Annotated in this window: 26 protein-coding genes; 14 read left to right on the forward strand and 12 right to left on the reverse strand. The window is 65.4% G+C overall.

Going from position 1 to position 24,061, the window contains the following annotated elements; all coding sequences use genetic code 11:
* The first annotated feature begins 38 nt into the window (after positions 1-38).
* The 6 genes from GGQ64_RS06605 to GGQ64_RS06630 all read left to right on the forward strand — a co-directional run bounded on the left by GGQ64_RS06605 (position 39) and on the right by GGQ64_RS06630 (position 4,335).
* Positions 39-770, forward strand: a complete 732-nt coding sequence (locus GGQ64_RS06605) for an ABC transporter permease (protein ID WP_183801016.1) — start codon at positions 39-41, stop codon at positions 768-770.
* Positions 767-1,591 (forward strand): ABC transporter permease, encoded by an 825-nt coding sequence (locus tag GGQ64_RS06610; RefSeq protein WP_183801018.1) that lies wholly within the window; start codon positions 767-769, stop codon positions 1,589-1,591. Before GGQ64_RS06605 ends, GGQ64_RS06610 begins: the two co-directional genes overlap by 4 nt.
* A 1-nt stretch (position 1,592) precedes the next feature.
* Complete coding sequence (locus GGQ64_RS06615; RefSeq protein WP_183801021.1) at positions 1,593-2,762, forward strand: M20 aminoacylase family protein; 1,170 nt, start codon at positions 1,593-1,595, stop codon at positions 2,760-2,762.
* A 151-nt stretch (positions 2,763-2,913) separates the two neighbouring features.
* Entirely contained in the window at positions 2,914-3,156 is a 243-nt protein-coding gene (locus GGQ64_RS06620; protein ID WP_183801024.1) for a hypothetical protein, read from the forward strand.
* 311 nt (positions 3,157-3,467) lie between these two features.
* Positions 3,468-3,686, forward strand: a complete 219-nt coding sequence (locus tag GGQ64_RS06625; RefSeq protein WP_183801026.1) for a hypothetical protein — start codon at positions 3,468-3,470, stop codon at positions 3,684-3,686.
* Between the two features lie 352 nt (positions 3,687-4,038).
* Positions 4,039-4,335 (forward strand): chorismate mutase family protein, encoded by a 297-nt coding sequence (locus tag GGQ64_RS06630; protein WP_183801029.1) that lies wholly within the window; start codon positions 4,039-4,041, stop codon positions 4,333-4,335.
* Between the two features lie 151 nt (positions 4,336-4,486).
* Here the strand turns inward: GGQ64_RS06630 and galE are convergent, their stop codons facing one another.
* The 3 genes from galE to mscL all read right to left on the reverse strand — a co-directional run bounded on the left by galE (position 4,487) and on the right by mscL (position 7,313).
* Entirely contained in the window at positions 4,487-5,479 is a 993-nt protein-coding gene (gene galE / locus GGQ64_RS06635; RefSeq protein WP_183801032.1) for a UDP-glucose 4-epimerase GalE, read from the reverse strand.
* Between the two features lie 68 nt (positions 5,480-5,547).
* A complete protein-coding gene (locus GGQ64_RS06640; RefSeq protein WP_183801035.1) occupies positions 5,548-6,714 on the reverse strand; it encodes a pyridoxal phosphate-dependent aminotransferase in 1,167 nt (388 codons plus the stop codon).
* A 167-nt stretch (positions 6,715-6,881) separates the two neighbouring features.
* Complete coding sequence (gene mscL, locus GGQ64_RS06645) at positions 6,882-7,313, reverse strand: large conductance mechanosensitive channel protein MscL (RefSeq protein WP_183801038.1); 432 nt, start codon at positions 7,311-7,313, stop codon at positions 6,882-6,884.
* A 202-nt stretch (positions 7,314-7,515) separates the two neighbouring features.
* On the opposite strand from mscL, the gene GGQ64_RS06650 reads away from it, so the two are divergent.
* Positions 7,516-11,019: a PAS domain-containing hybrid sensor histidine kinase/response regulator gene (locus GGQ64_RS06650; protein ID WP_183801042.1), complete on the forward strand. Its 3,504-nt coding sequence runs from the start codon at positions 7,516-7,518 to the stop codon at positions 11,017-11,019.
* 65 nt (positions 11,020-11,084) lie between these two features.
* On the opposite strand, the gene GGQ64_RS06655 is transcribed toward GGQ64_RS06650, so the two are convergent.
* Both GGQ64_RS06655 and GGQ64_RS06660 read right to left on the reverse strand, forming a co-directional pair.
* Complete coding sequence (locus GGQ64_RS06655; RefSeq protein ID WP_183801044.1) at positions 11,085-11,741, reverse strand: response regulator transcription factor; 657 nt, start codon at positions 11,739-11,741, stop codon at positions 11,085-11,087.
* Positions 11,742-11,802: 61 nt separating this feature from the next.
* Positions 11,803-12,231 carry a hypothetical protein gene (locus tag GGQ64_RS06660; RefSeq protein WP_183801047.1) on the reverse strand — a complete coding sequence of 143 codons (429 nt, stop codon included), beginning with the start codon at positions 12,229-12,231 and terminating at the stop codon, positions 11,803-11,805.
* 108 nt (positions 12,232-12,339) lie between these two features.
* On the opposite strand from GGQ64_RS06660, the gene GGQ64_RS06665 reads away from it, so the two are divergent.
* Together GGQ64_RS06665 and GGQ64_RS06670 are read left to right on the forward strand one after the other, a co-directional pair.
* A complete protein-coding gene (locus GGQ64_RS06665) occupies positions 12,340-12,684 on the forward strand; it encodes a DUF952 domain-containing protein (RefSeq protein WP_183801050.1) in 345 nt (114 codons plus the stop codon).
* A 1-nt stretch (position 12,685) separates the two neighbouring features.
* The gene (locus tag GGQ64_RS06670; RefSeq protein ID WP_183801053.1) at positions 12,686-13,768 is read left to right on the forward strand and encodes a quinone-dependent dihydroorotate dehydrogenase; all 1,083 of its coding nucleotides are present in this window, start codon (positions 12,686-12,688) and stop codon (positions 13,766-13,768) included.
* A 74-nt stretch (positions 13,769-13,842) separates the two neighbouring features.
* On the opposite strand, the gene GGQ64_RS06675 is transcribed toward GGQ64_RS06670, so the two are convergent.
* Together GGQ64_RS06675 and GGQ64_RS06680 are read right to left on the reverse strand one after the other, a co-directional pair.
* The gene (locus GGQ64_RS06675; protein ID WP_183801056.1) at positions 13,843-14,346 is read right to left on the reverse strand and encodes a CAP domain-containing protein; all 504 of its coding nucleotides are present in this window, start codon (positions 14,344-14,346) and stop codon (positions 13,843-13,845) included.
* Between the two features lies 1 nt (position 14,347).
* Positions 14,348-14,614, reverse strand: a complete 267-nt coding sequence (locus GGQ64_RS06680; protein ID WP_183801058.1) for a DUF6460 domain-containing protein — start codon at positions 14,612-14,614, stop codon at positions 14,348-14,350.
* A gap of 168 nt (positions 14,615-14,782) precedes the next feature.
* Between GGQ64_RS06680 and GGQ64_RS06685 the strand changes: the two genes are divergently transcribed.
* Both GGQ64_RS06685 and GGQ64_RS06690 read left to right on the forward strand, forming a co-directional pair.
* A complete protein-coding gene (locus GGQ64_RS06685; RefSeq protein WP_183801061.1) occupies positions 14,783-15,751 on the forward strand; it encodes a methyltransferase in 969 nt (322 codons plus the stop codon).
* Between the two features lie 73 nt (positions 15,752-15,824).
* The gene (locus tag GGQ64_RS06690; protein WP_183801063.1) at positions 15,825-16,460 is read left to right on the forward strand and encodes a DUF6198 family protein; all 636 of its coding nucleotides are present in this window, start codon (positions 15,825-15,827) and stop codon (positions 16,458-16,460) included.
* A 67-nt stretch (positions 16,461-16,527) separates the two neighbouring features.
* Here GGQ64_RS06690 and GGQ64_RS06695 read toward each other — a convergent pair whose 3' ends face one another.
* Positions 16,528-16,989 (reverse strand): carboxymuconolactone decarboxylase family protein, encoded by a 462-nt coding sequence (locus tag GGQ64_RS06695; RefSeq protein WP_183801067.1) that lies wholly within the window; start codon positions 16,987-16,989, stop codon positions 16,528-16,530.
* Positions 16,990-17,026: 37 nt separating this feature from the next.
* Positions 17,027-17,527 carry an RrF2 family transcriptional regulator gene (locus tag GGQ64_RS06700; RefSeq protein ID WP_183801070.1) on the reverse strand — a complete coding sequence of 167 codons (501 nt, stop codon included), beginning with the start codon at positions 17,525-17,527 and terminating at the stop codon, positions 17,027-17,029.
* 178 nt (positions 17,528-17,705) lie between these two features.
* Between GGQ64_RS06700 and GGQ64_RS06705 the strand changes: the two genes are divergently transcribed.
* Entirely contained in the window at positions 17,706-20,282 is a 2,577-nt protein-coding gene (locus GGQ64_RS06705; protein ID WP_183802540.1) for a ligase-associated DNA damage response DEXH box helicase, read from the forward strand.
* Between the two features lie 7 nt (positions 20,283-20,289).
* On the forward strand, positions 20,290-21,021 hold the full coding sequence (gene pdeM / locus GGQ64_RS06710) for a ligase-associated DNA damage response endonuclease PdeM (RefSeq protein WP_425488496.1): 732 nt from the start codon (positions 20,290-20,292) through the stop codon (positions 21,019-21,021).
* 3 nt (positions 21,022-21,024) lie between these two features.
* Here the strand turns inward: pdeM and GGQ64_RS06715 are convergent, their stop codons facing one another.
* A complete protein-coding gene (locus GGQ64_RS06715; RefSeq protein WP_183801076.1) occupies positions 21,025-21,582 on the reverse strand; it encodes a dihydrofolate reductase family protein in 558 nt (185 codons plus the stop codon).
* A gap of 105 nt (positions 21,583-21,687) precedes the next feature.
* Between GGQ64_RS06715 and GGQ64_RS06720 the strand changes: the two genes are divergently transcribed.
* A complete protein-coding gene (locus GGQ64_RS06720; protein ID WP_183801080.1) occupies positions 21,688-22,194 on the forward strand; it encodes a winged helix-turn-helix transcriptional regulator in 507 nt (168 codons plus the stop codon).
* Positions 22,195-22,213: 19 nt separating this feature from the next.
* Here the strand turns inward: GGQ64_RS06720 and GGQ64_RS06725 are convergent, their stop codons facing one another.
* Entirely contained in the window at positions 22,214-23,011 is a 798-nt protein-coding gene (locus GGQ64_RS06725; protein WP_183801083.1) for a TIGR02186 family protein, read from the reverse strand.
* The gene (locus tag GGQ64_RS06730) at positions 23,008-23,934 is read right to left on the reverse strand and encodes a TSUP family transporter (RefSeq protein WP_183801086.1); all 927 of its coding nucleotides are present in this window, start codon (positions 23,932-23,934) and stop codon (positions 23,008-23,010) included. Before GGQ64_RS06730 ends, GGQ64_RS06725 begins: the two co-directional genes overlap by 4 nt.
* Positions 23,935-24,061: the final 127 nt, after the last annotated feature.

The following is a 24,061-nucleotide window of genomic DNA, read 5'->3' on the forward strand; positions in this document are numbered from 1 at the left end:
ATACCGCCGGCCCATCTCCCCTTCAGGACTAGAGTGACATGGCTGCAGATCCCGCAACCCTGATCAACTGGGGCCTTCTGGCGCTCGAACCGCCCGGCTGGGGCGGCGTGCTGCTGGGCGGCCTCCTGAACTCGATCAAGATCGCGGTCGGCGGCTATGCGCTCGGCCTGGTGCTCGGAACCGGCGGCGCCTTCGGCAAGCTTTATGGCGGACCCGTGCTGAAGGATCTGCTCGAGGTCTATACCACCCTCGTCCGCGCCATTCCCGAGCTCGTGCTGATCCTGCTGCTCTACTATGCGGGAACGGATCTGCTCAACCAGCTGATGGCGGCGATGGGCTATGGCCCCGTCGACATCAGTGGGCTTGCCGCCGGCATCTTCGTCATCGGTGTCGTACAGGGCGCCTATTCGACCGAGGTGCTGCGCGGCGCGATCAAGGCCGTGCCGGCCGGGCAGATCGAGGCTGCCCGCGCCTACGGCATGTCGCCTGTGCAGATCATGCGCCGCATCACGCTGCCGGCCATGCTGCCGCATGCCATTCCCGGCCTTTCCAACCTCTGGCTCATCGCCACGAAGGACACGGCCCTTCTGGCCGTCGTCGGATTCAGCGAACTGACGCTGGTGACACGACAGGCGGCAGGCAGCACCAAGGCCTATCTTTTGTTCTTCTGCGCCGCCGGCGCGCTGTACCTGGCGTTGACGCTGGTCTCGAACGTGATCATCCGCATCATCGAAACCCGCGCCCGGCGCGGCATGGCGGCACCGGCATGAACGGCGAGACAGGCACCATCGAGGCCACCGCCCTGACCGAGCTTCCGAGCGGAAGGGACTTTCTGAAGCCGCACCGGATCATCCTGCTGGCGGTCGCCGTGATCGCGGTCTTCTGCATGGCCTGGTTCATGCGCTGGGACTGGATACCCGAGTATGCCGGACGGCTTGCCCAGGGGGTCGGCGTCACCCTGCTGATGCTCTTCAGCACCTGCGTTCTCGGCTTCCTTTTCGCAGTCCCGCTCGGGCTCGCGCAGGTCACCGGCCCCTGGCCGCTGAAGCTGTTGGCAAAGACGTTCTGCACGATCATCCGCGGCACACCGCTGCTCCTGCAGCTGTGGCTGCTCTACTATGGGCTGGGCTCGCTCTTTCCGCAGTTTCCCGCCATCAGGGAATCCTTCCTCTGGCCTTACCTGCGCGAGGCATGGCCCTACGGCGCCGCGGCGCTGACAATCTCCTTTGCCGCCTACGAGGGCGAGGTGATGCGCGGCGCCTTCGCCGGCGTTCCGGCCGGCGAGCTCGAGGCCGCACGGGCCTACGGCATGAGCCGGTGGAAGGTGTTCCGGCGCATCTGGCTGCCGCGCGCCGTCCATCGGGCACTGCCGACGCTCAACGGCGAAACCGTGCTGCAGCTGAAATCGACACCACTGGTGGCGACGATCACCGTGATCGACGTCTATGCCGTCATCTCCAAGATCCGGCAGACGACCTACCTTACATACGAGCCGCTGCTGTTGCTGGCGCTCATCTACCTTTGCCTGACGGCCATCCTCGTCGTGGCGTTCCGCACGCTCGAAAACAAGATTCCAACCCGTGGTGCCTGACATGAACGTACGTGCTGCCCTCACCAATGCGATGCCGGAGCTGACCGCAATCCGCCAGGACCTGCACGCCCATCCGGAACTGGGGCTCGAGGAGGTGCGCACGTCGGAGCTGATCGCCCGCCACCTCGAGAGTTACGGCTACAAGGTGACGCGCGGCCTCGCCAAGACCGGGCTCGTGGCGACGCTTTCGAACGGCACCGGCCGGCGTTCCGTCGGCATCCGCGCCGACATCGATGCCTTGCCGATCCTGGAGGAGACCGGCTTGCCCTATGCCAGCAAGACACCGGGCCTGATGCACGCCTGCGGCCATGACGGGCACACCACGATGCTCCTGGGTGCGGCGCGTGCCATTGCCGAGCGGCGGAACTTCGACGGCACCGTCCACCTGATTTTCCAGCCGGCCGAGGAGAACTTCGGAGGCGCCAGGATCATGGTCGAGGAGGGGCTGTTCGACCGCTTCCCCTGCGACGCCGTCTTCGCGCTTCACAACGAGCCGGCGCTGCCCTTCGGCCAGTTCTACTTCCGCGAGGGAGCGATCATGGCCGCCGTCGACGAGGCAACCATCACGGTCAACGGCCGCGGCGGCCACGGCGCCGAGCCGCAGGAAACGGCAGACCCGATCGTCGCCGGCGCCTCGATCGTGATGGCCTTGCAGACGATCGTTTCCCGCAACATCCATCCGCTCGATCCGACCGTCGTCACCGTCGGCTCCTTCCACGGCGGAACGGCCAGCAACATCATTCCGGGGCGTGCCGAAATCGTCGTCGGCATCCGCTCCTTCGATGCTGACGTGCGCGACGAGCTGGAACGGCGCATACGCCTGATTGCCGAGCGCCAGGCGGAGAGCTACGCGATGACCGCCACCGTCGACTACCTGCGCAGCTACGACGCTACCATCAACCACAAGCACGAGACTGATCTTCTGCGGGACATTGCCATTCGATTTGCGGGTGCGGAGAAGGTGATGGACCTCCCTCGCCCCTTCATGGGCAGCGAGGATTTCGCCTATATGCTGAAGGAGCGCCCCGGCAGTTACTTCTTCCTCGGCGCGAAGACCTCCGAAAGTGACCCGCAGCTCCACCATCCGGGTTACAATTTCAACGACGATCTGCTGCCGGTCGGCGCCGCCTTCTGGACGGAAGTGGCCGAAAGCTATCTGAAGCCGGCCTGAACCGAATCACCGTTCGCGCCGTAGCAGCGGGCCATTAACAAAATGTGACGTTTTTTCGGCAGGGGCCCTTAACACACAGGCCCCGCGCCCCATATGATATTTTCGCATGCACGAGGATGTCCGATGTTACCCGCAATCAGAGGACCTCAAGATGAAGACATTCGTTGTATCGATCGCTGTCGTGGCCGTTGCGGCCTCTAGTGCATTCGCAGCCCTTGGAAATTTTGACCGCGCAAGGTTCGGCGATCCGATCGTTGCGTCCAATGAGAGCATGATCGACCAGACCGTCACCGGTTCTGTCGAGCCACAGATCTGCAAGTTCGGCGTCAAGACGGTTCGGCGTTGCGTCGATCCTTCTGCCAGGCCGACCGAAGAGGGCATCCGCAAGGACTAGCCCGAAGCATCGATGCCCCCAATGACCGCCCATGCGGCGGGCGGTCAGGCGGGGAGCGTCCCATCGCGGCACCAATGCCGCTCCCGAAGACATATCCGGACGAACGGCGTGGCAACGTCGAGGATGGCGGCTGACTGCGCCTGCGCTCCCGGAGCGCCGCGCGCGGCTCGTCTGCGGATGCCGCAGGCGGCTTGCGCCCATCGCACTCGGACTATTTATATTAGCAACTATTAAAATATAGAGATCGCCTCCCATATATGGCGTTGGGCTTGAGGATCGCGTGGAACTTCCATTGATCCGAGGATATCGACATGAGAGCGCTTGTCCTTTCCGCCGCCATCCTGGCCGTGTCGGCCATGACGGCGATCGCATTCCCGGCCAGTTTCGGCCTGCCCCATTTCGTCCGGGTCGACCAATGGCCGGATGCCAGCGTCTTCGAACCCTTGACGCAGATGCAAGCCAGACCGAGGGCGTGCCGGGCCATTGCGCCGACCGACGGGCGTTGCCGCCTTCCGGAGGCGCAGAAATAGCCGCACGCCGGCGGCTGCCAATTCGATCTCTTCGCGTCCGCCGCGGCTTTGCGGCGGCCTGCGCGCGGGCTGACGCCTCACCTTAGGTAAACCTCTTCAACCGAATACAACCTATTAGAGAGTATTAATTTAAGGTTCGCTCAAGCTTCATCGTTTAGAACTCTCCCTGCCAGCATACGGGACCGCCGGAAGACAGGAACAGGACCGCACCCTCCCTGAATTTCGCGCGGCCCGTATGTGGCACAGCGCCGCCCCGTAGCGCTTTCGTCTTTCCTCCCCGCCTCTGCTTTGTTACAGCCGACCGCGATGTCCGCGGTGGCGGACCGACGTTTGCACAGAAGCGGAGACGGGAATGTCCGAAAAAGCAGCCGAATGCCGGACCATGGCGGAAATTCGCGACAACATCGACCGGATCGACCAGGCGCTGATGGCGCTTTTCGCGGAACGCTGGACCTTTATCGGTCGCGCCGCCGAGATCAAGGCCGAGCTAGGCCTGAAGGCAGACATTCCCACGCGCGTCGAAGAGGTTCGCAACAACGCCCGCGAGAACGCGCAGGCGCACGGCCTCGACGGCGACTTCTACGACGACCTCTGGGCGCAGCTTATCCGCCATTCGATCGAGCATGAGGAAAAGACGCTCGGCAAGTAGCGCCGCCGACAGGCACTGGGCGGTGGGTGGCGCGACGCTCCCGCCACCGAGGCATGTCGCGCAAAAGTGTGCAGCGGTTTTGCGGCCAAAAAAGAAAACTCAAGCGCGTTTAACCGAATCCGAAGGATCGCGACGCGCTTGAGTACCGTTGTCAGACCTGGTTGCGGCGACCGAGATGGTTCTCCCAATCGAGCGCGGTGCGCACGATGAAGGCGAGATCGTCGTATTGCGGCTGCCAGTTCAATTCCTTCATCGCCACGGACGGGTTGGCGACGATCGAGACGGCGTCGCCCGGCCGACGCCCGGCGAAATGCACGGGGAAATCGGCGCCGGAGACTTCCTTGACCCGGTTCAGCACCTCCAGCACCGAGAAACCCCGGCCGTAGCCGCAATTGGCGACGATCGAGCCGCCGCCTGCGCGCATGCGCCCGAGCGCCTTCAGATGTGCATTGGCGAGATCGGAGACATGGATGTAGTCGCGCACGCAGGTGCCGTCGGGCGTCGCATAGTCGGTGCCGTAGACGTCCATGCCCTGCCGCTTTCCAAGCGCTGCTTCCGAGGCGACCTTGATCAGGTGCGTCGCCCCCCTGGTCGACTGGCCCGTGCGCCCGCCCGGATCAGCGCCGGCGACGTTGAAGTAGCGAAGGGCGGTATAGGCGAAGTCGTGGGCCAGTGCCGTGTCCCGAAGCATGATCTCCGTCATCAGCTTCGACGAGCCATAGGGTGATTCCGGGCTCAACGGAGTGGTTTCCTCGACCGGATCGGCCGTCTGCGGCGTGCCGTAGACGGCGGCGGTGGAGGAGAAGACGAAGTGCGGCACCTTCGCCTCGACGGCGGCTGCGATCAGCGCGCGCGACTTGACCGTGTTGTTGTCGTAGTAGCTCAGCGGATCGGAGACCGATTCCGGCACAACGACCGAGCCGGCGAAATGGATGATCGCGTCGATGGCATTCTCGGCGAAGATCTGCCTCAGCAATTCGCGGTCGGCGATGTCGCCCTCGTAGAAGCGGGCCTCCGGCGCAATCGCCCAGCGAAAGCCGGTGGACAGGCGATCGACGACGACGACCTCCTCCCCGGCATCATGAAGCGCCCAGACCATGTGCGAGCCGATGTAGCCCGCCCCGCCCGTCACCAATACTGCCATCGTTCTCTCCGAATCTGTTTTGTCCGCCGCATAAGACGGTGATGGCATCGAAAACGCAAATGTGGCGATCAGAGGGCGGCGATGTAGCGCGACAGCCGTCCTGCCGCTTCCTCCACCTGCGCCGTGTCGCGCAGGAAGCAGGCCCGCAGGAAAAGCGACCCGCCCTCGCCGAACGCCGTGCCGGGGGCAAGGCCCACGCCCGTCTTGTCGACGATGTCCATTGCAGCCTGCCGCGCGTCCGTAACGCCGTCGATCTTGAGGAAGGCGTAGATCGCGCCGTCCGGCTTCAGCGTCTCCACCCGGTTAGTGGCGATCAACGCATCGCAGAGCAGGTCGCGGTTGTGGGCCGCTTTGTCGATATTGGCCTGGACGAAGGCGTCGCCCTCATCGAGGGCGGCAATCGCCCCCTTCTGCATGAACTGGGCGACGCCCGAGGTCGAGTACTGCACCAGGTTCTCGAGCACCTGGCCCATCTGCGGCGGCGCCACGATCCAGCCGACGCGCCACCCCGTCATCGACCAGTTCTTCGAGAAGGAATTGACGAAGACGATGCGGTCACCGTCCTCCATGACGTCGAGGAAGGATGGCGCCCTGCCGCCGGCATAGAAATAGCGCGCATAGATCTCGTCGGCCATGATCCACAGGCCGCGCCGGCGGGCGATCTCCAGCAGCGCGCGCAGGTCTTCCCGGGTCGCCGTCCATCCGGTCGGGTTGGACGGCGTGTTGACGAAGAGCACCCGGGTGCGCGGCGTGATCGCGGCTTCGAGGCGATCGAGGTCCAGCCGCCAGCGACCGTCGGCGAACTGCAGCGGCACGGCGAGCGGGCGCACGCCGGCAATCTCGGCGGCGGCGGCCAGGTTCGGCCAGGCCGGCGTCAGGTAGACGATGTCGTCGCCCGGCGAGGCCAGTGCCTGCAGCGCGAGCTGGATCGCCTGCATGCCGGAGCCGACGACGTAGAAATGCTCGGGCGACAGCGTGTGGCCGAAGTGGCGCTCGTAGTAGCGCGACAGCGCCTGCCGCAGGTCCGGTATCCCGCGCTGCCAGGTGTAGAAGGTCTCGCCGGCCTTCAGGGCCGCCATCGCCGCATCCGAAATGAATTGGGGCGTCGGCAGGTCTCCCTCGCCGACCCAGAGCGGGATCAGCCCGTCCCGGCCGCGCGCATAGTTGACCAGTTCGACGATACCGCTTTCCGGCGCATTCAGCGCACGCGGGCTCAATTGGCCGAGAATATCCATCGTGTCTCCGTCAGGACAATGGCCGTGCCGGCAACGGCGCGACATCCATTGGGGCAACCCTTAGCGGGATTCGATTGCCCGATCACGCCAGTTTCTCTGACCGTCTGATCGATTTCGGTGATGGAAGGAAGCGGCCCCGGCTGCGATCACCGGGGCCTGGCGGGATATCAGACGGTGGGACGTGCCTTCAGGAGGTCGCGGATTTCCGCCAGCAGCGCCACGTCTTCCGGCGGCGGTGCTGCCTCGGCAGCCTTTTCCTTCTCGACGCTGATGCGGATACGGTTCACGGCCTTGACCATCAAGAAGATGATCCATGCCAGGATGATGAAGTTGATGGCCACGGTGATGAAGTTGCCATAGGCCAGGACCGCCCCCTGCTCGCGCGCGGCGGCCAGCGAGTTGGCCGTAACGTTGGAGGAAAGCGGCAGGAAATAGTTCGAGAAGTCGAAACCGCCGCCTGTCAGCGCACCGACGATCGGCATGACAAGATCATTGACGACCGACTCGACGATCCGGCTGAAGGCCGCGCCGATGATCACGCCGACGGCGAGATCCATCACATTGCCGCGAGCGATAAACTCCTTGAATTCCTTGAGCATGCCCTTCTCCTCTTGCTGCGTGACAGTGGCAGCGTAATTTAGATTGCCTATAGATGGAACCACGCGGCTGCGTTCCTCCACACACTGCAAGCAACTTTCCGCTATGGGACTTAAGTCAAGGCCCGCGCCGATTTTCTTTGCTGTTTTAATGGCCTATGGTGCTTTCGGCGGACGGGAGGGTCCGTCGTTTTCCGGAGGACGCATGCTGCCTGGGTGGACCATCTTCGCCGCGGCCTTCGGCTATCTTCTGCTGCTGTTTGCGGTGGCGACCTATGGCGACCGCAAATCGCGCGATCCGGACGCCGCACATCGCGGCCGGCCGCTGGTCTATGCGCTGAGTCTCGCCATCTATTGCACGTCGTGGACCTATTTCGGCGGGGTCGGGCTCGCGAGCGCGCAGGGGCTGGAGTTCCTGGGCATCTATATCGGCCCGATCCTGATGTTCACGCTGGGCATGCCGCTGATCCGCCGGATCGTGAACCTCGCGAAGTCCGAGCGCTTGACATCGATCGCCGATTTCGTCGGCGCACGCTACGGCAAGAGCCCGGGCGTTGCCGCGATCGTGGCGCTGATCGCCCTCATCGGCGCGATCCCCTACATCGCCCTGCAGCTCAAGGCCGTATCGAGTTCGGTGAAGGTGGTGGTCGATTTCTACGACTACGGCTTCGACGATAACCGCACCTTCCTCGACCTGCCGCTGATCGTGTCCCTGTTCCTGGCCTGCTTCGCCGTCGTCTTCGGCACGCGGCACACGGATGCGACGGAGCACCAGGACGGCCTGATCCTGGCGATCTCGATGGAATCGGTCGTCAAGCTCGTGGCGTTCGCCACCGTCGGCATCTATGTCGTCTACTTCATGTTCGACGGGCTCGGGGACCTGTGGCTGCGGGCCGCCGAGAGCGAGCGCGTGACCGCGGCGCTGACGCACGAGACGCCGGTCGCCCGATGGCTGCTGCTGATCGTGCTTTCGGCCTTTGCCATCGTCATCCTGCCGCGGCAGTTCCACGTCACCGTGGTCGAAAACCGGACCGCGGGCGAGCTGCGCACTGCCGGCGTGCTGTTCCCGCTCTATCTGGTCGCCATCAATCTCTTCGTGCTGCCCGTCGCGATCGGCGGCGTCATCGCCTTCCAGGGGCTCGGCGATGCCGACCTCTACGTGCTGGCGCTTCCGCTGATACAGGGCCAGCCGACGCTGACGCTCGTCTCCTTCATCGGCGGCTTTTCGGCGGCCACCGCCATGGTGATCGTCGAATGCGTGGCGCTGTCGATCATGATCTCCAACGACATCGTCATCCCCGTCGTGCTCCGCCGCAACCTGATCGGGCGCGGCGAGCCGCAGGAGGACCTGACGAAGACGCTGCTGCGCATCCGGCGGCTGTCAATCTTCTTCGTGCTGCTCCTGGGATACGCCTACTATCGGTTCTCGACCTCGAATGCCGGGCTCGCCTCGATCGGCCTTCTGGCGTTTGCGGCCATCGCGCAGGTGGCCCCTGCCCTCATCGGCGGCCTTGTCTGGCGCCAAGCCAATGCGCGCGGCGCGATCGCCGGGATGGTCTCCGGCCTCGTCGTCTGGGCCTATCTCCTGTTCCTGCCGAGCCTCGGCGTCAGCGACAATTCCGGGATCGCTTCTGCCGTTCTCGGTTTCCTGCTGCCGGGCGCCAGCGTGCTCTCCGGCCCACAGGCCGATCCGCTGGTCGCCGCATCCGTGCTGTCGCTGCTCGTCAATGTCGCGGCCTTCGTCATCGGTTCGCTGTCGCGCAGCACCACCAACATCGAGCGCCTCCAGGCCAACATCTTCATCCGCTCGCGACCGCAGCTGGAACGCGCCTTTCGCGGCAGCAGGACCAAGGTGACGGTGCGCGACCTGAAGAGCACGGTGGCGACCTATCTCGGTGAGGAGCGGACCGAGCGCTCCTTCCACAGCTACGAGCGCCAGGCCGGCCGCTGGCTGGAGGACAGTGCGCCGGCCGATATCGCACTCGTGCATTTCTCCGAGCAGGTTCTCGGCAGCGCCATCGGCTCTTCCTCCGCCCGCCTCGTCCTGTCGCTCACGCTGCAACGGATCGACGAGACCACCGCCGACACGAGCTGGCTGCTCGACCAGGCGAGCGAGGCGCTGCAATACAATCAGGGCATGCTCCAGACCGCACTCGGGCAGATGGACCAGGGGATCGCCGTCTTCGACAGCTCGGGCAACCTCACCGTCTGGAACCGCCGCTTCCGCGAGTTGCTGGACCTGCCCGAACAGGTCGGCCAGGTGGGCTTTGCGCTGAAGGACATGATCGACATCCTCGTTGCGGAAGGCCGCATCGCCACCAGCGAGAAGCAGGCGATCCTGGAGGGCGCCCTGAACTTCGACCAGCCGTTCCAACTGGTGCTCTCCGGCGGCAGGCGCATCGTCGAGGTCCATTCCAACGCCATGCCCGAGCGCGGCTTCGTTGCGACCTTCACCGACATCACCGAGCGCGTCGAGGCCGACCGCGCGCTGAAACTAGCCAACGAGACGCTGGAAATGCGCGTGGCGGAACGGACCGCGGAGCTGACCCGGGTCAACAAGGAACTGGGCGAGGCGCGGGCGGCTGCGGAAGAGGCCAATCTCGGCAAGACGCGCTTCTTCGCCGCTGCGGGCCACGACATCCTGCAACCGTTGAACGCAGCGCGGCTCTATTCCTCCTCGCTTGTCGAGCGGCTCGGCAAATCCGACAACGGCGCGCTGGTGCACAACATCGATTCCTCGCTGGATTCGGTCGAGGCGATCCTTGGGGCGGTGCTCGACATCTCGCGGCTGGATACCGGTGCGATGAAACCCCGGCTGCAAGTGGTGCAGCTCGACGATCTTCTGAGGCGGGTCGAGACGGACTTCGCGCCGATGGCGCTTGCCAAGAATCTGACGCTCAAGGTCATGCCGACCTCGGTTGCGGTGCGCAGCGATCCCAACCTGCTTCGCCGGCTCGTGCAGAACCTCGTCTCGAACGCGATCAAGTACACCAACAGCGGCAAGGTGCTGGTCGGCGTGCGCCGGCAGGGGCTCAGCGCCTCCATCCAGGTATTCGACACCGGCATCGGCATCCCGTCATCGAAGTTCCGCACCGTCTTCAAGGAGTTCGCCCGGCTCGACGAGGGCGTGCGGACAGCACCGGGGCTGGGGCTCGGGCTTTCCATCGTCGATCGCATCGCAAGGGTCCTCGGCCATCCGGTCGACCTGCAATCGACGCCGGGCAAAGGCACGGGCTTCAAGGTCCGCGTGCCGATCGACGCCACCGCTGCCGGCCGGAAGGGGTCGATGCCGGCGCCCGTCCCACCCGCTGCCGAACCGATGCGCGGACTGAGGGTGCTTTGCATCGACAACGAGCCGAAGATCCTCGAAGGCATGCGGCTGCTTTTGACCGGCTGGGGCTGCGAGGTCGTCACGACGGATTCGATCGCCGCGGTGGACGCGCTCCTGGCGGCAGCACAGCCCGCGTTCCACGCCGTCATCGCCGACTACCATCTCGGCGACGGCACCGGCATCGAAGCGATCGACCGGGTCCGGGCCGTGCTCGGCGCGGAACTGCCGTGTCTCCTCGTCACCGCCGACCGATCCGCCGAGGTGCGGGCACTGGCCGAAGGCAAGGATATCGTCGTGCAGAACAAGCCCGTCCGTCCCGCCTCGATGCGGGCGTGGCTGACGCGCCTGGCAAACCTGGGAAAGGCGGCGGCCGAATAGCGCATGGCATCGCGCGCCATGAAAACATCAGGCGAAGGCCTTCGAGTGACGTCAGCCGGAAGCGTTCAGGCGGCGGCCGCAGAGGTCGCGCCGATCTTGCCGAGCTGGATGACGGCCTGCGTCCGGCTGTCCACGTTCAGCTTCAGAAGGATCGCCGATACATGCGCCTTGATCGTGGCCTCGGACACGCCGAGTTCGTAGGCGATCTGCTTGTTGAGCAGGCCTTCGGCGAGCATCGACAGTACGCGTGACTGCTGCGGCGTCAGCGTGCGCAGGCGGCTGATCAGGTCGCCGATCTCCGCATCCTGCTCGGGGCCGCGCTGGTAACCGCCGGGCGTATGGATGTTGCCGTCGAGGACGGCTGCGATGCCCTCGCGGATCTCCTCGATCGAGGCGGACTTGGAAATGAAGCCGGACGCGCCGAGATCCAGCGCGCGTCTGATCGTGGCGGCGTCATCGCGGGCCGAAACCACGATCACCGGCAGCCCGGGATGTTCCGCCCGCAGCGTGATCAGGCCGGATAGGCCGCTCGCGCCGGGCATCGACAGGTCGAGAAGCATGAGGTCGGCATCGGGACATTGGCTGGCCGAGGCACGGGCTGCGTCGAAATCCCCGGCCTCGACGATGGCAGTTTCATCGCCGCTTCCGAGCAACGCCTGCTTGAGCGCGCCACGGAAGAGCGGATGGTCATCTGCAATGATGATCGTCAATCCTGTGGTCATGCGGGCTCCCTCCCAAGAGCACGGTCATGATGGTCGCGGTTCGACGTGGGCGCATCGGCGCTCAGGTCTTTTCCGGCACCGGCTGCTGGGGGGCGATCTTCTCCTCCTCACCCTCCAGATTCTTCACGATAGCCATCAGGCGCCGCATCATTCTTTCCATGATGCCCATGGTCCGGTCAATCTCCTCGTCGGTCGGCAGGCGCGGTTTGTCGTCGGAAAGCGCCGATTTCTCCGCCTTTTCCAAAGCTTCCACGCGCCGCGTCAGCGAATCGAGCTCCACTTCGAAGGCGGCCCGCTCGTCGGCGGCCATGCGGCAGGCCATCTGGCCGGAGGCCTCCTTGCAAAGCGAGACTTCGCCGGTGACGGTATCGAGCCGCACAAAGCCCTCGGCCGTCCGCTCCATCTGATAGCGCCCCTCGCCTTCGGCAAGGCCCGGCCCCGCCAGCAGCAGCGGCGATACGAAGGCCAGGCCGGCGATCACTTTGCGCATGCGACTTCCTCCTCGAAACGGCAATGGCAATTGATTTTGCCCGTGGACATTCCTGCGGCGATGCGGCAAGCGCTAGGTCACCCGCCGTCGCGCAGAGGAAAGCACACCATGTCCGATATTATATACAAGATCGTTCCGGCGAGTCTGTGGCAATCCGCCCGCAAGAAGGGCAGCTTCGACGGTGCGCCGGTGGACCTTGCCGACGGTTTCATCCACTTCTCCACCGCCGCCCAGGCGAAGGAGACGGCGACGAAGCACTTTTCCGGACAGACGGAGCTGCTTCTGGTCGCGATCGACGGTGGGGCGCTTGGAACGGCGCTGGTCTATGAGCCTTCCCGCGGCGGCCAGCTCTTTCCCCATCTCTACGGCGCGCTCCCGCTCGATGCCGTGCTCTGGGAAAAGCCGCTGCCGCTCGGCGACGACGGCACGCACCTCTTTCCGGAGATGATCTGACATGGCGTTCGCCGACCTCGCCCGCAAAGGCCTGTTCCTGTTCGATCCGGAAACCGCACACGGCCTGTCGATCGCCGCCTTGAGGAGCGGGCTCATGCCGGCCTGCAGCCTGCAGGCCGACCCGCGCCTGCGCCAGACGATCGCCGGGCTGGACTTTGCAAACCCGCTCGGCATGGCGGCCGGCTACGACAAGAACGCGGAGGTGCCCGAGGCGCTGATCCGGCTCGGCTTCGGCTTCGCCGAGATCGGCACGGTGACGCCCCGGCCGCAGAGCGGCAACCCGAAGCCCCGCATCTTCCGGCTGACGGCCGACGACGCGGTCATCAACCGGCTCGGGTTCAACAACGAGGGCCATGCGGCCGCACTTCAGCGCCTCAATGCCTGCTCGCGCCAGTCGCTGATCGGCGTCAACATCGGCGCCAACAAGGACAGCGAGGACCGGATCGCCGACTACGCGGCCGGGATCGGTACCTTCTACGACGTGGCGCGCTATTTCACCGCCAACATCTCCTCCCCCAATACGCCGGGCCTTCGCGACCTGCAGGCGCGCGATAGTCTCGCCACCCTGCTTTCGGCCGTGCTCGCGGCGCGGGACGAACAGTCCGCGCGTGCCGGCCGGCGCGTGCCCGTCTTCCTCAAGATCGCCCCCGACCTCACCGAGGAGGGACTGGACGACATCGCGGAAGTGGCGCTCGCCCATCATCTCGACGGACTGATCGTCTCCAACACGACGCTGTCGCGCGACGGCCTCACCGATCGGACGCAGGCTAGCGAGGCGGGCGGGCTTTCGGGCAAGCCGCTGTTTGCGAAATCGACGATCGTGCTTGCGAAGATGCGCAGACGGGTCGGCGCGGCGCTGCCGATCATCGGCGTCGGCGGGGTGAACTCGGCGGAGACGGCAGCGGAAAAGATCCGCGCGGGCGCCGATCTGGTGCAGCTCTATTCCTGCATGGTCTATGCGGGGCCGGGTCTTCCGGCCGCGATCGTCAGGGGGCTATCGCAAATCTGCGACCGCGAACGGCTCGCCTCCATCCGCGACATCCGCGGAACGCGCACCGACGACTGGGCCGACCGGAGCATCTGACGGTCCAGCCTCTGAAGATAGGCTGCGGGTAATCGACGGTTTTGCCGCCGTCAGCGCCCACTGACCGATCCTTCTCAGCTTGAGAGCACCATGGCCCAGTACGGCCGGTTTCCGGATTTCGGGTTCCTGGCTTCGGCCACACCGAGGCCGCGATAGCCGGAGCCCAGCATGTTGGCGAGGTGCTTGGGCGAATCGACCCAGGCCTGGAACGCGCGCGCCGCGTCGTCCTGCCCCACGGCGATATTCTCGGCTGCCGGCAGGGGCACTTCCATGCCCTTCATCCGCTTGCCGAAATCGGCACCGATGCCGATGTTGTGCTGCATCTTGCCCGCCACCGCCATCCGGCTTGCCTGATCACGCGCAGCGTTGGCCGCGGCACGCTCGTGCGACAGGGGCTCAAGTCCGCGATCGCCCCTGAGCTTGTTGATCATGGCAAGCGTGGCGTCTGTCTGGTCGCTGGTATCGGACGCGGTGCCGATCACGCCCATGGTGGTGCAGCTTGAAATCGCGGTCGCGGTCGCGCCGAGAGCGGTCGCGAGAAGGACCCTGCGGCGGATCGGGTTCGTCTTCGTCGTCATGTCAGCGTCTGTAGCTCAGGATGCGGATGAGAATGAACACCGGGATCACGATCACCGCGCCAAGCAGCAGGTAGTCACCGACGCGACCGAGCGCTTCGAAGCCGGTTTCCCAGAGATTGACGATGAAATCGCGAACGGCGCGCAGGATGTCGTCCGGATAGAGGCCCAGCACCGACATCACGAAGCCGAGTGCCACCGACAGGATCAGTAGCTTCACGACGATCCGAAGCGGTGTATCGCCGAGGAACCTGTTGACACCGTCCGCCATGCTGCCTGCTCCTGTTTCCCGCCCACTCATAGGGCGTCCTCTCATAAGGCGCGCCGGTAAAATCCGCAACGCAGGCCCTGCGGGCCACATCGGGCTCACGCCGAATCTGCTTGCGTTTTGGCCACGCTTGCCGAATAGCGATGCCACCTCACGCAAAAAGACGCAACCATGACCATCGCCTCGCAGCATTCCTCCGGCGATATCCTCGCCGATCGCCGCGCCGACTATGCCCGCATGCTCGCCGAAGGTGGCGATTTTTCGGGCGCCGCCGAACTGATGGAGCAGGCGCTGGAGATTTCCCCGGATTGGGCCGCCGGCTGGTACCATCTGGCCGAATATGCGGAGAAGGCGGCAAACAGGAAGGCGGCTGCGGCAGCACTCGGCCGGGTGCTCGCGCTTGCGCCTGAAGACCCTTTCGGCGCGACGCTGCGGCTTGCCGTGCTCGGCGCCGCCGATGTTCCCGCCGCCCCGCCGAGCCGCTATGTCGAACAGTTGTTCGACGACTATGCCCAGCGCTTCGATACGGCGCTGGTCGACAAGCTCGACTACAGCGTGCCGCAGAAGCTCGCCGCACTCGTCGACGAGGGCATCGAGACCCGGCATTTCGCGCACGTGACCGATCTCGGCTGCGGCACCGGGCTCTTCGGCGAGCGGATCCGCGAGCGCGCGGCATTCCTCGAGGGCTTCGACCTTTCGGCCAACATGCTGGCCAAGGCGCGGGAGAAGCGGGTCTACGACCGGCTGGCCCAGGCGGACCTTTCGCTTTCCCCGGAAGATAGCGGCGTGTTCGATCCCGCACACGCCGTCGAGCGCGCCGATCTCGCAAGTGCCGCCGACGTCCTGATGTATCTTGGCAATCTCGCACCGGTCTTCGTCATCGCGGCGAGGCTCGTCGCAGCCGGCGGGCATTTCGCCTTTTCGGTCGAGGATGCCGAGGCGGAGGAGGCCTATGTCCTGCGCCCGTCGCTGCGCTATGCCCATGGCGAGGGCTATGTACGCGAATGCGCGCAAGAAGCTGGATTCACGGTGCTCGAGAGCCGGCAAACCGTCATCCGCACGGATGCCGGCGCACCGGTGACCGGGAGGCTCTACCTCGCCCGGCGCCGCGGCCCAACCCCGGGCGGCTCCGCCGGCTGACGCTGCACCATGTGCGTCTTGCATTTGTTGCAATGCAATATATGAACGGGGACCTCCTGCAGCGGAGACGTCGATGAGCGGCGACAAGCGTCGATTTGGGTTCTGGAATCCCGCGCCTACGCGCCATTCGCTGCTGGAGGACGCGCAGGGCATCTTCACCGGCAGCATGGTCGCCGCCCTCGGGCTGTCGCTGATCGGCAGTGCGGGGCTGGTCACCAGCGGCATCGCCGGCGTGGCCTTCATCCTGCAGTACCTGACCGGCTACGGCTTCGGCTTCTACTACACGGTGCTGAACCTGCCGTTCTACCTGCTGTCGCTCAGCCGGCTCGGCAAGGCCTTCACGATCAAGACCTTCCTCGCGGTCGGCCTGACGTCGCTGATCACGGAGATCCAGCCGCGCTACCTGATGATCGAGACGCTCGATCCCATCTGGACGGCGCTTCTCGCAGGCATCCTGCTCGGCTTCGGGCTGCTGGCGCTCTATCGCCACCGGGCAAGCCTCGGCGGTCTCGGCATCCTCGCAGTCTATTTGCAGGACCGGTTCGGCTGGCGGGCCGGCCTGGTGCAGCTCGCCTTCGACACCGTGGTGCTGGCCGCAGCCTTTGCGGTCGCGGCCCCGTTCATCGTGCTCTGCTCGGTGATCGGGGCGCTGGTTCTGAACCTGTTTCTGACGATCAACCACCGCTCCGACCGCTACGTCGCCGTATAGATGTCGCCGTATTGGCAAAGGGCGGCATCGGGCCGCCCCTTGCTGGCAGTCTTTGCGGATAGTCGGGTCAGGCCGCCTTGGCGGACTTGTCGATCGGATGCTGGGAGCGGAAGCCGACGGCCAGCCGGTTCCAGACGTTGATGGCGCCGATCGCCACCGTGACCTTGGTCATCTCTTCTTCGGAGAAGTGCGCCTTCAGTTCCTCGTAGGCCTCGTCCGGCACGCCGGTCTGGGCGATGTTGGTGACCGCGTCCACCCAGCCGAGCAGCGCCCGTTCGCGGGCGTCGTAGACCGGCGATTCCCGCCACACCGACATCAGGTTGATCCATTGCTCGGAAAGCCCGTCGTGGCGGGATTCCTTCACATGCATGTCGACGCAGAAGGCGCAGCCGTTGATGATCGATGCGCGCAGCTTGATCAGGTGGATGAAGCGGCGCTCGAGGCCGGAATTCTGCACGTACTCCTCCAGCGCGACGACGGCCTTTGTGGCGTCGGGAGAGGCCTTGAAGTAATTGAAACGCGGTTGCATCGTGTCTTCCTTTCGGGTTGGGCTCGGATTGGCAGCGTCAGTTCGACCTGCGCTCATGCTGTTCGAGGAAGGCGCATCCGCGCGCGGCGATGGCGCCGTCCCCGTCTTCTTTCTCCAGGTCGCCGAGGATGTCGGCGATGCTGGTTCTCGCAAGCTCGGCGCGGTAGGCCCTCTCGGCCCGCAGCATCGCCGCATTGATCCCGCAGGGGCGGGCGAAGTAACCGGCCGGCAGCTGATTGGGGCCGCGCTGGCGGATCTCCTTGCAGCGGAAGGCCGGCTCGGGGCCCTCGACCGCAAGAACGATATCGAGAAGCGTGATCTCCTCTTTGGCGCGCGCCAGCCGATAGCCACCGCGCGGCCCCGGCACGGTCTGCAGTATCCCCGCCCCCGACAGCGCCTGCAGATGCTTCAGCAGGTAGCTGGTCGAGACTGCATGGAACTCCGCAAGCGCTGCCGCCGACAGAACGCCTTCGGCGGAAAGTCCCGCCAGCATCCCGACGCTGTGGATCGCCTGTTCAACGCCTTCGCTGAGTTTCAAAGTCGCCTCCTAATTCGTGGATATTTTTTATCCATGATTATTGGCGGAGTCAAGCGGCATCCTCGAAGGAGCGAAAACGTAGCGACCGACATCGGTGTAACGTCTTGAAATTGCCCGCGTTGCAACGTGAAAATCGATATCGTCGCCTCGCGATATGCGCTAGTTTCGCCCCGTGAGCGTGACCCATTCCACCGATCCGGGGCATGACGGCCTCCTCTCCGGACCCTTTGCCGAGTGGTTTTTGGCGCGGGGATGGGCGCCGCGTGCGCATCAGCTGGAGCTGCTCGCGCGCTCGCGATCTGGCGAGAGCCTGCTTCTGATCGCGCCGACCGGGGCGGGCAAGACTCTGGCCGGCTTCCTGCCGTCGCTGACCGATCTTTTCGCCCGCGGACGGATGCCGCCGGGATCGGGCTTCACCGGTATCCACACCCTCTACATCTCGCCGCTCAAGGCGCTTGCCGTCGACATCGAGCGCAACCTCACGACGCCGGTGGAAGAGATGGGCCTGCCCGTGACGATCGAGACGCGGACGGGCGACACGCCGCAATCGAAGCGCCAGCGCCAGCGACTGAACCCGCCGGACATCCTCCTGACCACGCCGGAACAGCTGGCGCTGCTGATCGCCAACGGCGAGGCGGACCGTTTCTTCAAGGACCTGCAAATCGTCGTCTTCGACGAGTTGCACTCGCTCGTCACCTCCAAGCGCGGCCATCTCCTGTCGCTCGGGCTGGCGCGGCTGCGACGGCTTGCGCCGGGCCTGCGCACCATCGGGCTTTCGGCGACGGTCGCAGAACCGATGGATCTGCGCCGCTGGCTGGTCGAACAGGCGCCCGACGCCGACCACCATGCCGGCCTTGTGCTCGGGCCGGAAGGCGCGAGGCCGATCATCACCATCCTGAAGAGCGAGGAGCGCATCCCCTGGTCCGGCCATTCGGCACGCTACGCCATGCCGGAGGTCTACCAGGCGATCCGCGAGCATCGCACGGCGCTGCTCTTCGTCAACACCCGCAGCCAGGCGGAGATGCTGTTCCAGGAGCTGTGGAACATCAACGAGGAGACGCTGCCGATCGCGCTGCATCACGGCTCGCTCGACGTCGGCCAGCGCCGGAAGGTCGAGGCGGCGATGGCGGAAAACCGGCTGAGGGCGGTGGTCGCCACCTCGACGCTCGACCTCGGCATCGACTGGGGAGACGTCGACCTCGTCATCCATGTCGGTGCACCGAAGGGAGCCTCGCGGCTCGCCCAGCGCATCGGCCGAGCCAACCACCGCATGGACGAGCCGAGCCGGGCGATCCTGGTCCCGGCCAACCGTTTCGAGGTGATGGAATGCCAGGCCGCGCTCGACGCCAACTATGTCGGCGCGCAGGATACGCCGCCGATGACGGAAGGCGCGCTCGACGTGCTCGCCCAGCATGTGCTCGGCATGGCCTGCGCGGCCCCCTTCGACGAGGACGCGCTGTTTACCGAGGTCATTTCAGCAGCGCCCTATGCGGCGCTGCCGCGCGAGACCTTCTCCCGCGTCGTCGATTTCGTCGCCACCGGCGGCTACGCGCTGCGCACCTACGAGCGCTATGCGCGGATCCGCAGGACGACGGACGGGCTGTGGCGCGTCTCCAATCCGCAGGTCGCGCAGCAGTACCGGATGAACCTCGGCACGATCGTCGAGATGCCGATGCTGAACCTGCGGCTCGTCAGGCGCAATGCGCGCGGCTCGCTCGGCCGGGGCGGAGCGACGCTCGGCAAGGTCGAGGAATACTTCCTGGAGACGATGACACCCGGCGATACCTTTCTCTTTGCCGGCAAGGTGCTGCGCTTCGAGGCGATCCGCGAAAACGAATGCCTGGTCAGCCAGGCGTTTTCGATGGATCCCAAGGTTCCGGTCTATGCCGGCGGCAAGTTTCCGCTGTCGACCTACCTGGCCGACCAGGTGCGGGCGATGCTGGCCGATCCGGAGCGCTGGCGGGCGCTGCCGCCGCAGGTCCGCGACTGGCTGTCAATCCAGCGCGACGTCTCGATGCTGCCTGGGCGCGACGAGCTGCTGATCGAGACCTTCCCGCGTGGCAGCCGGCACTACATGGTCGCCTATGCCTTCGAAGGGCGGCTTGCCCACCAGACGCTCGGCATGCTGCTGACGCGCCGGCTGGAGCGGGCGGGACTGAAGCCGCTCGGCTTCGTCGCCACGGACTATTCGCTGGCCGTCTGGGCGCTGGACGACCTGGGGGCGGCGTTCAGGACCCGCCAGCCGTCGCTCGCCGACCTTTTCGACGAGGACATGCTCGGCGACGACCTGGAGGCCTGGCTCGACGAAAGCTGGATGCTGAAGCGCACCTTCCGCAATTGTGCCGTGATTGCAGGGCTGATCGACCAGCGCCACCCGGGCCGGGAGAAGACGGGACGGCAGGTGACGGTCTCGGCCGACCTGATCTATGGCGTGCTGCGCAGCCACGAGCCGGACCACATCCTCCTGCAGGCGACAAGGCAGGATGCGGCGGCCGGGCTTTTGGACATCGCCCGGCTCGGCGCTATGCTGAACCGAATCAGGGGTCACATCACCCATCGGGCGCTCGACCGGATCTCGCCGCTCGCGGTCCCGGTCATGCTGGAGATCGGTAAGGAGCCGGTCTCGGGCGAAGCGCACGACCAGGTCCTGGCCGAGGCGGCGGAAGACCTGATCGCCGAGGCCATGGGCGACGCGGCGATGCGCGAGGCCGAAGCAAGCCCGCGCGAGATCGACGGCCGACGGGAGCGGGAATGAGAATGGAGTGTCGATGAACAGGCTCGCGCTCGCCGCGATGGAGATCGAGGATTTCGGCTCGCTGTCGGCCCGCACGGTGATCGCCGGCGTCGAGGCCGTGTGCGATCCGTTCGGCGCGCTCTACCTGCCGGCGACGCGGCTCCTCGTCGTTTCCGACCTGCATCTGGAGAAGGGCGCGGCCTTTGCGCGGCGGGGCATGCTGCTGCCGCCCTATGACACGCTGGCGACGCTGAAGATCCTGGAAGCAGTGATCGCGCGGCACGATCCGGCCATCGTCGTCAGCCTCGGTGACAATTTCCACGACCGCGTCGGCTCGTTGCACCTGCCGGAGACTTTCCGTGCCCGGATCGAGCAGATGGCGCGGGGGCGCGAGTGGATCTGGATCAACGGCAACCACGACCCGGACGGCACCACCGGCCTGCCCGGCCAGTCCGCCGACGAGGTCCACTATGCCGGGCTCGCCTTCCGCCACGAACCTTCGGACAAGGAGAGTGCCGGCGAGATCGCCGGGCACCTGCACCCTTCCGCAACCGTGCGCCGGCGGGACAAGTCCGTGCGCCGGCCGTGCTTTGCCACGGACGGGAGACGGCTCCTGATGCCGGCCTTCGGCGTCACCACCGGCGGGCTCGACCTGCGACACCGCGCGATGGCGGGACTGTTCGAACGCGAAACGCTGGTGGCACACCTGCTCGGCCGCGACCGTGTCTATTCGGTGCGCTTCGCCAATCTCCTGGCCTGAACGTCAGGCTGCCCTTGGCGCGTAGCGCAGGATGACCGTGCCGTTCGACAGCGGCCGCGCCTCGATCAGGTCGAAGCGCTGCGGCGCGTCGCCGGCCTTGAAGAATGGCGTGCCCTTGCCGAGCCGCGTCGGCACCAGGCCGAGCATCACCTCGTCGACCAGGCCTTCGCCGAGCAGCGCGTGGGTCAGTTCGGCGCTTCCGAAGACGAAGATGTCCTTGCCCGGCTCCTGTTTCAGCCGGCGCAGGTCGCCGACGATGTCGGCGGTCACAGTCGTGTTGTTCCAGTCCGAGCTCTCGAGCGTGCGCGAGGCGACGAGCTTCGGCAGCGTGTTCATGAAGCCCTTGACCGTGGTCTCTCCCTGCGTCGTCGTCCAGTAGGACTTCATGCCCTCGTAGGTCACGCGGCCGAAGACGAGCATCCGGGCACGCTCGCCGAACGCCTCGCTCATCTTCTCCAGTTCCTCGCCCCAGGCGTCGGCGTGAAACGCGAGGTCCCACTTTTCCTCGCCTTCGAAGTAGCCGTCGAGGCTGACCAGATTCCAGACGATCACCTTGCTCATTTCATCCTCCATCCCTTGGCGGGCAACGAACCAGTTGCATTTCGAAATCGGTTGAAGGCTACGCAGACCGATGGCAAAATGCAAGCAGATTCTCCGGAGACCGCCATGAATGAAGACCACCGCTCGGGCTGCCCGATCAACCTGACGCTCGAGATCCTCGGCGATCGCTGGAGCCTGATCATCATCCGCGACATGATGTTCGGCAACCGCCGCCATTTCCGCGAATTGCTGACCCAATCCGAGGAAGGCATCGCCTCGAACATCCTGGCCGACAGGCTGAAGAAGCTGATGGAGAAGGGTCTCATCACGCGAAGGGACGATCCGAGCCACAAGCAGAAGGGCCTCTACAGCCTGACGGAGATGGCGATCGGGCTGGTGCCGTTGTTCGCCCACATGGGCGCCTGGGGCCGGCGCCACCTGCCGGTGACGGAGGAACTGAGCATCCGCGCCGAACTGCTCGAGGACGGCGGCCCGGCCCTGTGGGACGCCTTCATGGAGGAACTGCGCGCCATCCATCTTGGCACGCCGATGCCGGCCCGCTCCGTCTTCGGCGAACTTCGCGCTGCCTATGAAGCCGTGCTCGCGCGCAAGCAGGCGATGCCGCCGCTATAGGAGAGCGGCGGGCCGGACGTCAGTCCCTGCGGAAGACTACGCTAGCGATCCAGCCGGTGAGGACGGCCAGGATGACGGAAAGGACGCCGTAGGAGACCGGATTGTTGAAGGCGGCGTTCGAGATCATCTGCTCCAGGCCGGTCTTGACCACCCGCAGGGGCATCGCCTTCTCGCTGATGAAGACGCCGTCGCGGAAGAGCTGGGCGCGCACGACATGGGTGCCGTTCGGAACGTTTGCCGGCAACCGCACGGTCGCCTTGAACAGGCTGGCGCTGATGAACTGCACGCCGCCCGGATGGCGTTGGAAGTAGCCGCCGGTTTCCTTCAGCCGGCGGAAAGCCGTGCGGAACTCGGAGACGTTGCTGCCGTCGCCGAAAAAGCCGACGGGATCGAGCCGGATGTGCTGCAGGCCGACGCCGATGCTGTTGAGAACCGCCACGGGCGCGATGTCGTCGACGTCGCGCGTGCTCGAAAGCGAGTAGGATTCCGGGGCGAGCTCGAAGGTCATGGAATGGCGGTTGACCCAGATGCCGAGCACGCGCTCCTTGCGCCGGACGGTCTGGTTGTCCTTGGGCCCTTCCAGCGCCACGACGATGTCATACTTGGCCTGGGCCAGAAGATCTGGATCATAGCCTTCGATGGCCCCGAAGATGGTCAGGTCGGCGCCGCGGAAATCGGAGGCAATGGCGATCTCGTCGGTGGACATGCCGATCTCGAGCCGCTCGCCGATTTCGGGCCGCCGGTCTTCCTGGGCGCCCGCCGGCGCGGCGGTTGCCAGGACGAAAACAGCGAGGATCGCACGCAGGAGGGTTCTCATCGCCGCACCCCCTCGCTGACGATGGAGTAGATCTCCTCAGGCGTCAGCACCAGGTCCACGGCAAGGCGCATGCCGACCGCGAGCACGAGCATCGCCAGAAGCGCGCGCAGTTGCTCGCCGCGCAGGCGCTGGCCGACGCGCACGCCATATTGCGCACCGATGACGCCGGCCACCATGAGGATGAAGGCCAGCACGATGTCGACGGAATTGTTGGTCGCCGCCTGCATGACGGTGGTGTAGGCGGTGACGAAGATGATCTGGAACAGCGAGGTTCCGACCACGACGTTGGTGGGGATGCGCAGCAGGTAGATCATCGCCGGCACCATGATGAAGCCGCCGCCGACACCCATGATCGAGGTCAGGATGCCGATCGAGAACCCGAGCACGACGACCGGGATGACGCTGAGATAGATCTTGGACTTCTTGAACCGCATCTTCAGCGGCAGTCCGTGTACCCAGTTATGGTGGCCGGGTTTGCGCAGGTTGACGGGCTCATTCTTGGCCGCGCGCCTGAGCGCCCTGACGCTTTCGAACAGCATCAGCACGCCGACCACGCTGAGCAGGAGCACATAGAGCAGCGAGATGACGAGATCGAGCTGGCCGACGCGGCGCAGGAGCGCGAACAGCCAGATGCCCGCCGTCGCGCCAAGCAGACCGCCGACAAGCAGGACCGTCCCCAGCTTGATGTCGAGCGAGCCGCGGCGGAAATGGGTGATGGCACCGGAAATCGACGAGGCGACCACCTGGTTGGCGCCGGTGGCGACCGCAACGATCGGGGGGATGTTGTAGAAGATCAGGAGCGGGGTGATCAGGAAGCCGCCGCCGACGCCGAACATGCCCGACAGAAAGCCGACGGCCGCGCCCATCCCCAGGATGATGAAGATGTTCACCGATATCTCGGCGATGGGCAGATAAACCGTCACAGCATTACCCCGATGGGCCGCAGGCCCGGAACGCGCAGCGCCCCTGTCGCCGCCTTACAGCAATCTCGTGACCGGAGCTGGCCCCGCCAGGTCCGGTAGTAGCAGGTTCGGCATACGGGTAAGCGCC

Source organism: Mycoplana azooxidifex, from assembly GCF_014196765.1.
Taxonomy (GTDB): domain Bacteria; phylum Pseudomonadota; class Alphaproteobacteria; order Rhizobiales; family Rhizobiaceae; genus Mycoplana; species Mycoplana azooxidifex.

Bases quoted from the DNA above. Each gene is read 5' to 3' on its own strand.
- GGQ64_RS06605 (WP_183801016.1), top strand. From the start codon at position 39: ATGGCTGCAGATCCCGCAACCCTGATCAACTGGGGCCTTCTGGCGCTC.
- GGQ64_RS06610 (WP_183801018.1), top strand. From the start codon at position 767: ATGAACGGCGAGACAGGCACCATCGAGGCCACCGCCCTGACCGAGCTT.
- GGQ64_RS06615 (WP_183801021.1), top strand. From the start codon at position 1,593: ATGAACGTACGTGCTGCCCTCACCAATGCGATGCCGGAGCTGACCGCA.
- GGQ64_RS06620 (WP_183801024.1), top strand. From the start codon at position 2,914: ATGAAGACATTCGTTGTATCGATCGCTGTCGTGGCCGTTGCGGCCTCT.
- GGQ64_RS06625 (WP_183801026.1), top strand. From the start codon at position 3,468: ATGAGAGCGCTTGTCCTTTCCGCCGCCATCCTGGCCGTGTCGGCCATG.
- GGQ64_RS06630 (WP_183801029.1), top strand. From the start codon at position 4,039: ATGTCCGAAAAAGCAGCCGAATGCCGGACCATGGCGGAAATTCGCGAC.
- galE (WP_183801032.1), bottom strand. From the start codon at position 5,479: ATGGCAGTATTGGTGACGGGCGGGGCGGGCTACATCGGCTCGCACATG.
- GGQ64_RS06640 (WP_183801035.1), bottom strand. From the start codon at position 6,714: ATGGATATTCTCGGCCAATTGAGCCCGCGTGCGCTGAATGCGCCGGAA.
- mscL (WP_183801038.1), bottom strand. From the start codon at position 7,313: ATGCTCAAGGAATTCAAGGAGTTTATCGCTCGCGGCAATGTGATGGAT.
- GGQ64_RS06650 (WP_183801042.1), top strand. From the start codon at position 7,516: ATGCTGCCTGGGTGGACCATCTTCGCCGCGGCCTTCGGCTATCTTCTG.
- GGQ64_RS06655 (WP_183801044.1), bottom strand. From the start codon at position 11,741: ATGACCACAGGATTGACGATCATCATTGCAGATGACCATCCGCTCTTC.
- GGQ64_RS06660 (WP_183801047.1), bottom strand. From the start codon at position 12,231: ATGCGCAAAGTGATCGCCGGCCTGGCCTTCGTATCGCCGCTGCTGCTG.
- GGQ64_RS06665 (WP_183801050.1), top strand. From the start codon at position 12,340: ATGTCCGATATTATATACAAGATCGTTCCGGCGAGTCTGTGGCAATCC.
- GGQ64_RS06670 (WP_183801053.1), top strand. From the start codon at position 12,686: ATGGCGTTCGCCGACCTCGCCCGCAAAGGCCTGTTCCTGTTCGATCCG.
- GGQ64_RS06675 (WP_183801056.1), bottom strand. From the start codon at position 14,346: ATGACGACGAAGACGAACCCGATCCGCCGCAGGGTCCTTCTCGCGACC.
- GGQ64_RS06680 (WP_183801058.1), bottom strand. From the start codon at position 14,614: ATGGCGGACGGTGTCAACAGGTTCCTCGGCGATACACCGCTTCGGATC.
- GGQ64_RS06685 (WP_183801061.1), top strand. From the start codon at position 14,783: ATGACCATCGCCTCGCAGCATTCCTCCGGCGATATCCTCGCCGATCGC.
- GGQ64_RS06690 (WP_183801063.1), top strand. From the start codon at position 15,825: ATGAGCGGCGACAAGCGTCGATTTGGGTTCTGGAATCCCGCGCCTACG.
- GGQ64_RS06695 (WP_183801067.1), bottom strand. From the start codon at position 16,989: ATGCAACCGCGTTTCAATTACTTCAAGGCCTCTCCCGACGCCACAAAG.
- GGQ64_RS06715 (WP_183801076.1), bottom strand. From the start codon at position 21,582: ATGAGCAAGGTGATCGTCTGGAATCTGGTCAGCCTCGACGGCTACTTC.
- GGQ64_RS06720 (WP_183801080.1), top strand. From the start codon at position 21,688: ATGAATGAAGACCACCGCTCGGGCTGCCCGATCAACCTGACGCTCGAG.
- GGQ64_RS06725 (WP_183801083.1), bottom strand. From the start codon at position 23,011: ATGAGAACCCTCCTGCGTGCGATCCTCGCTGTTTTCGTCCTGGCAACC.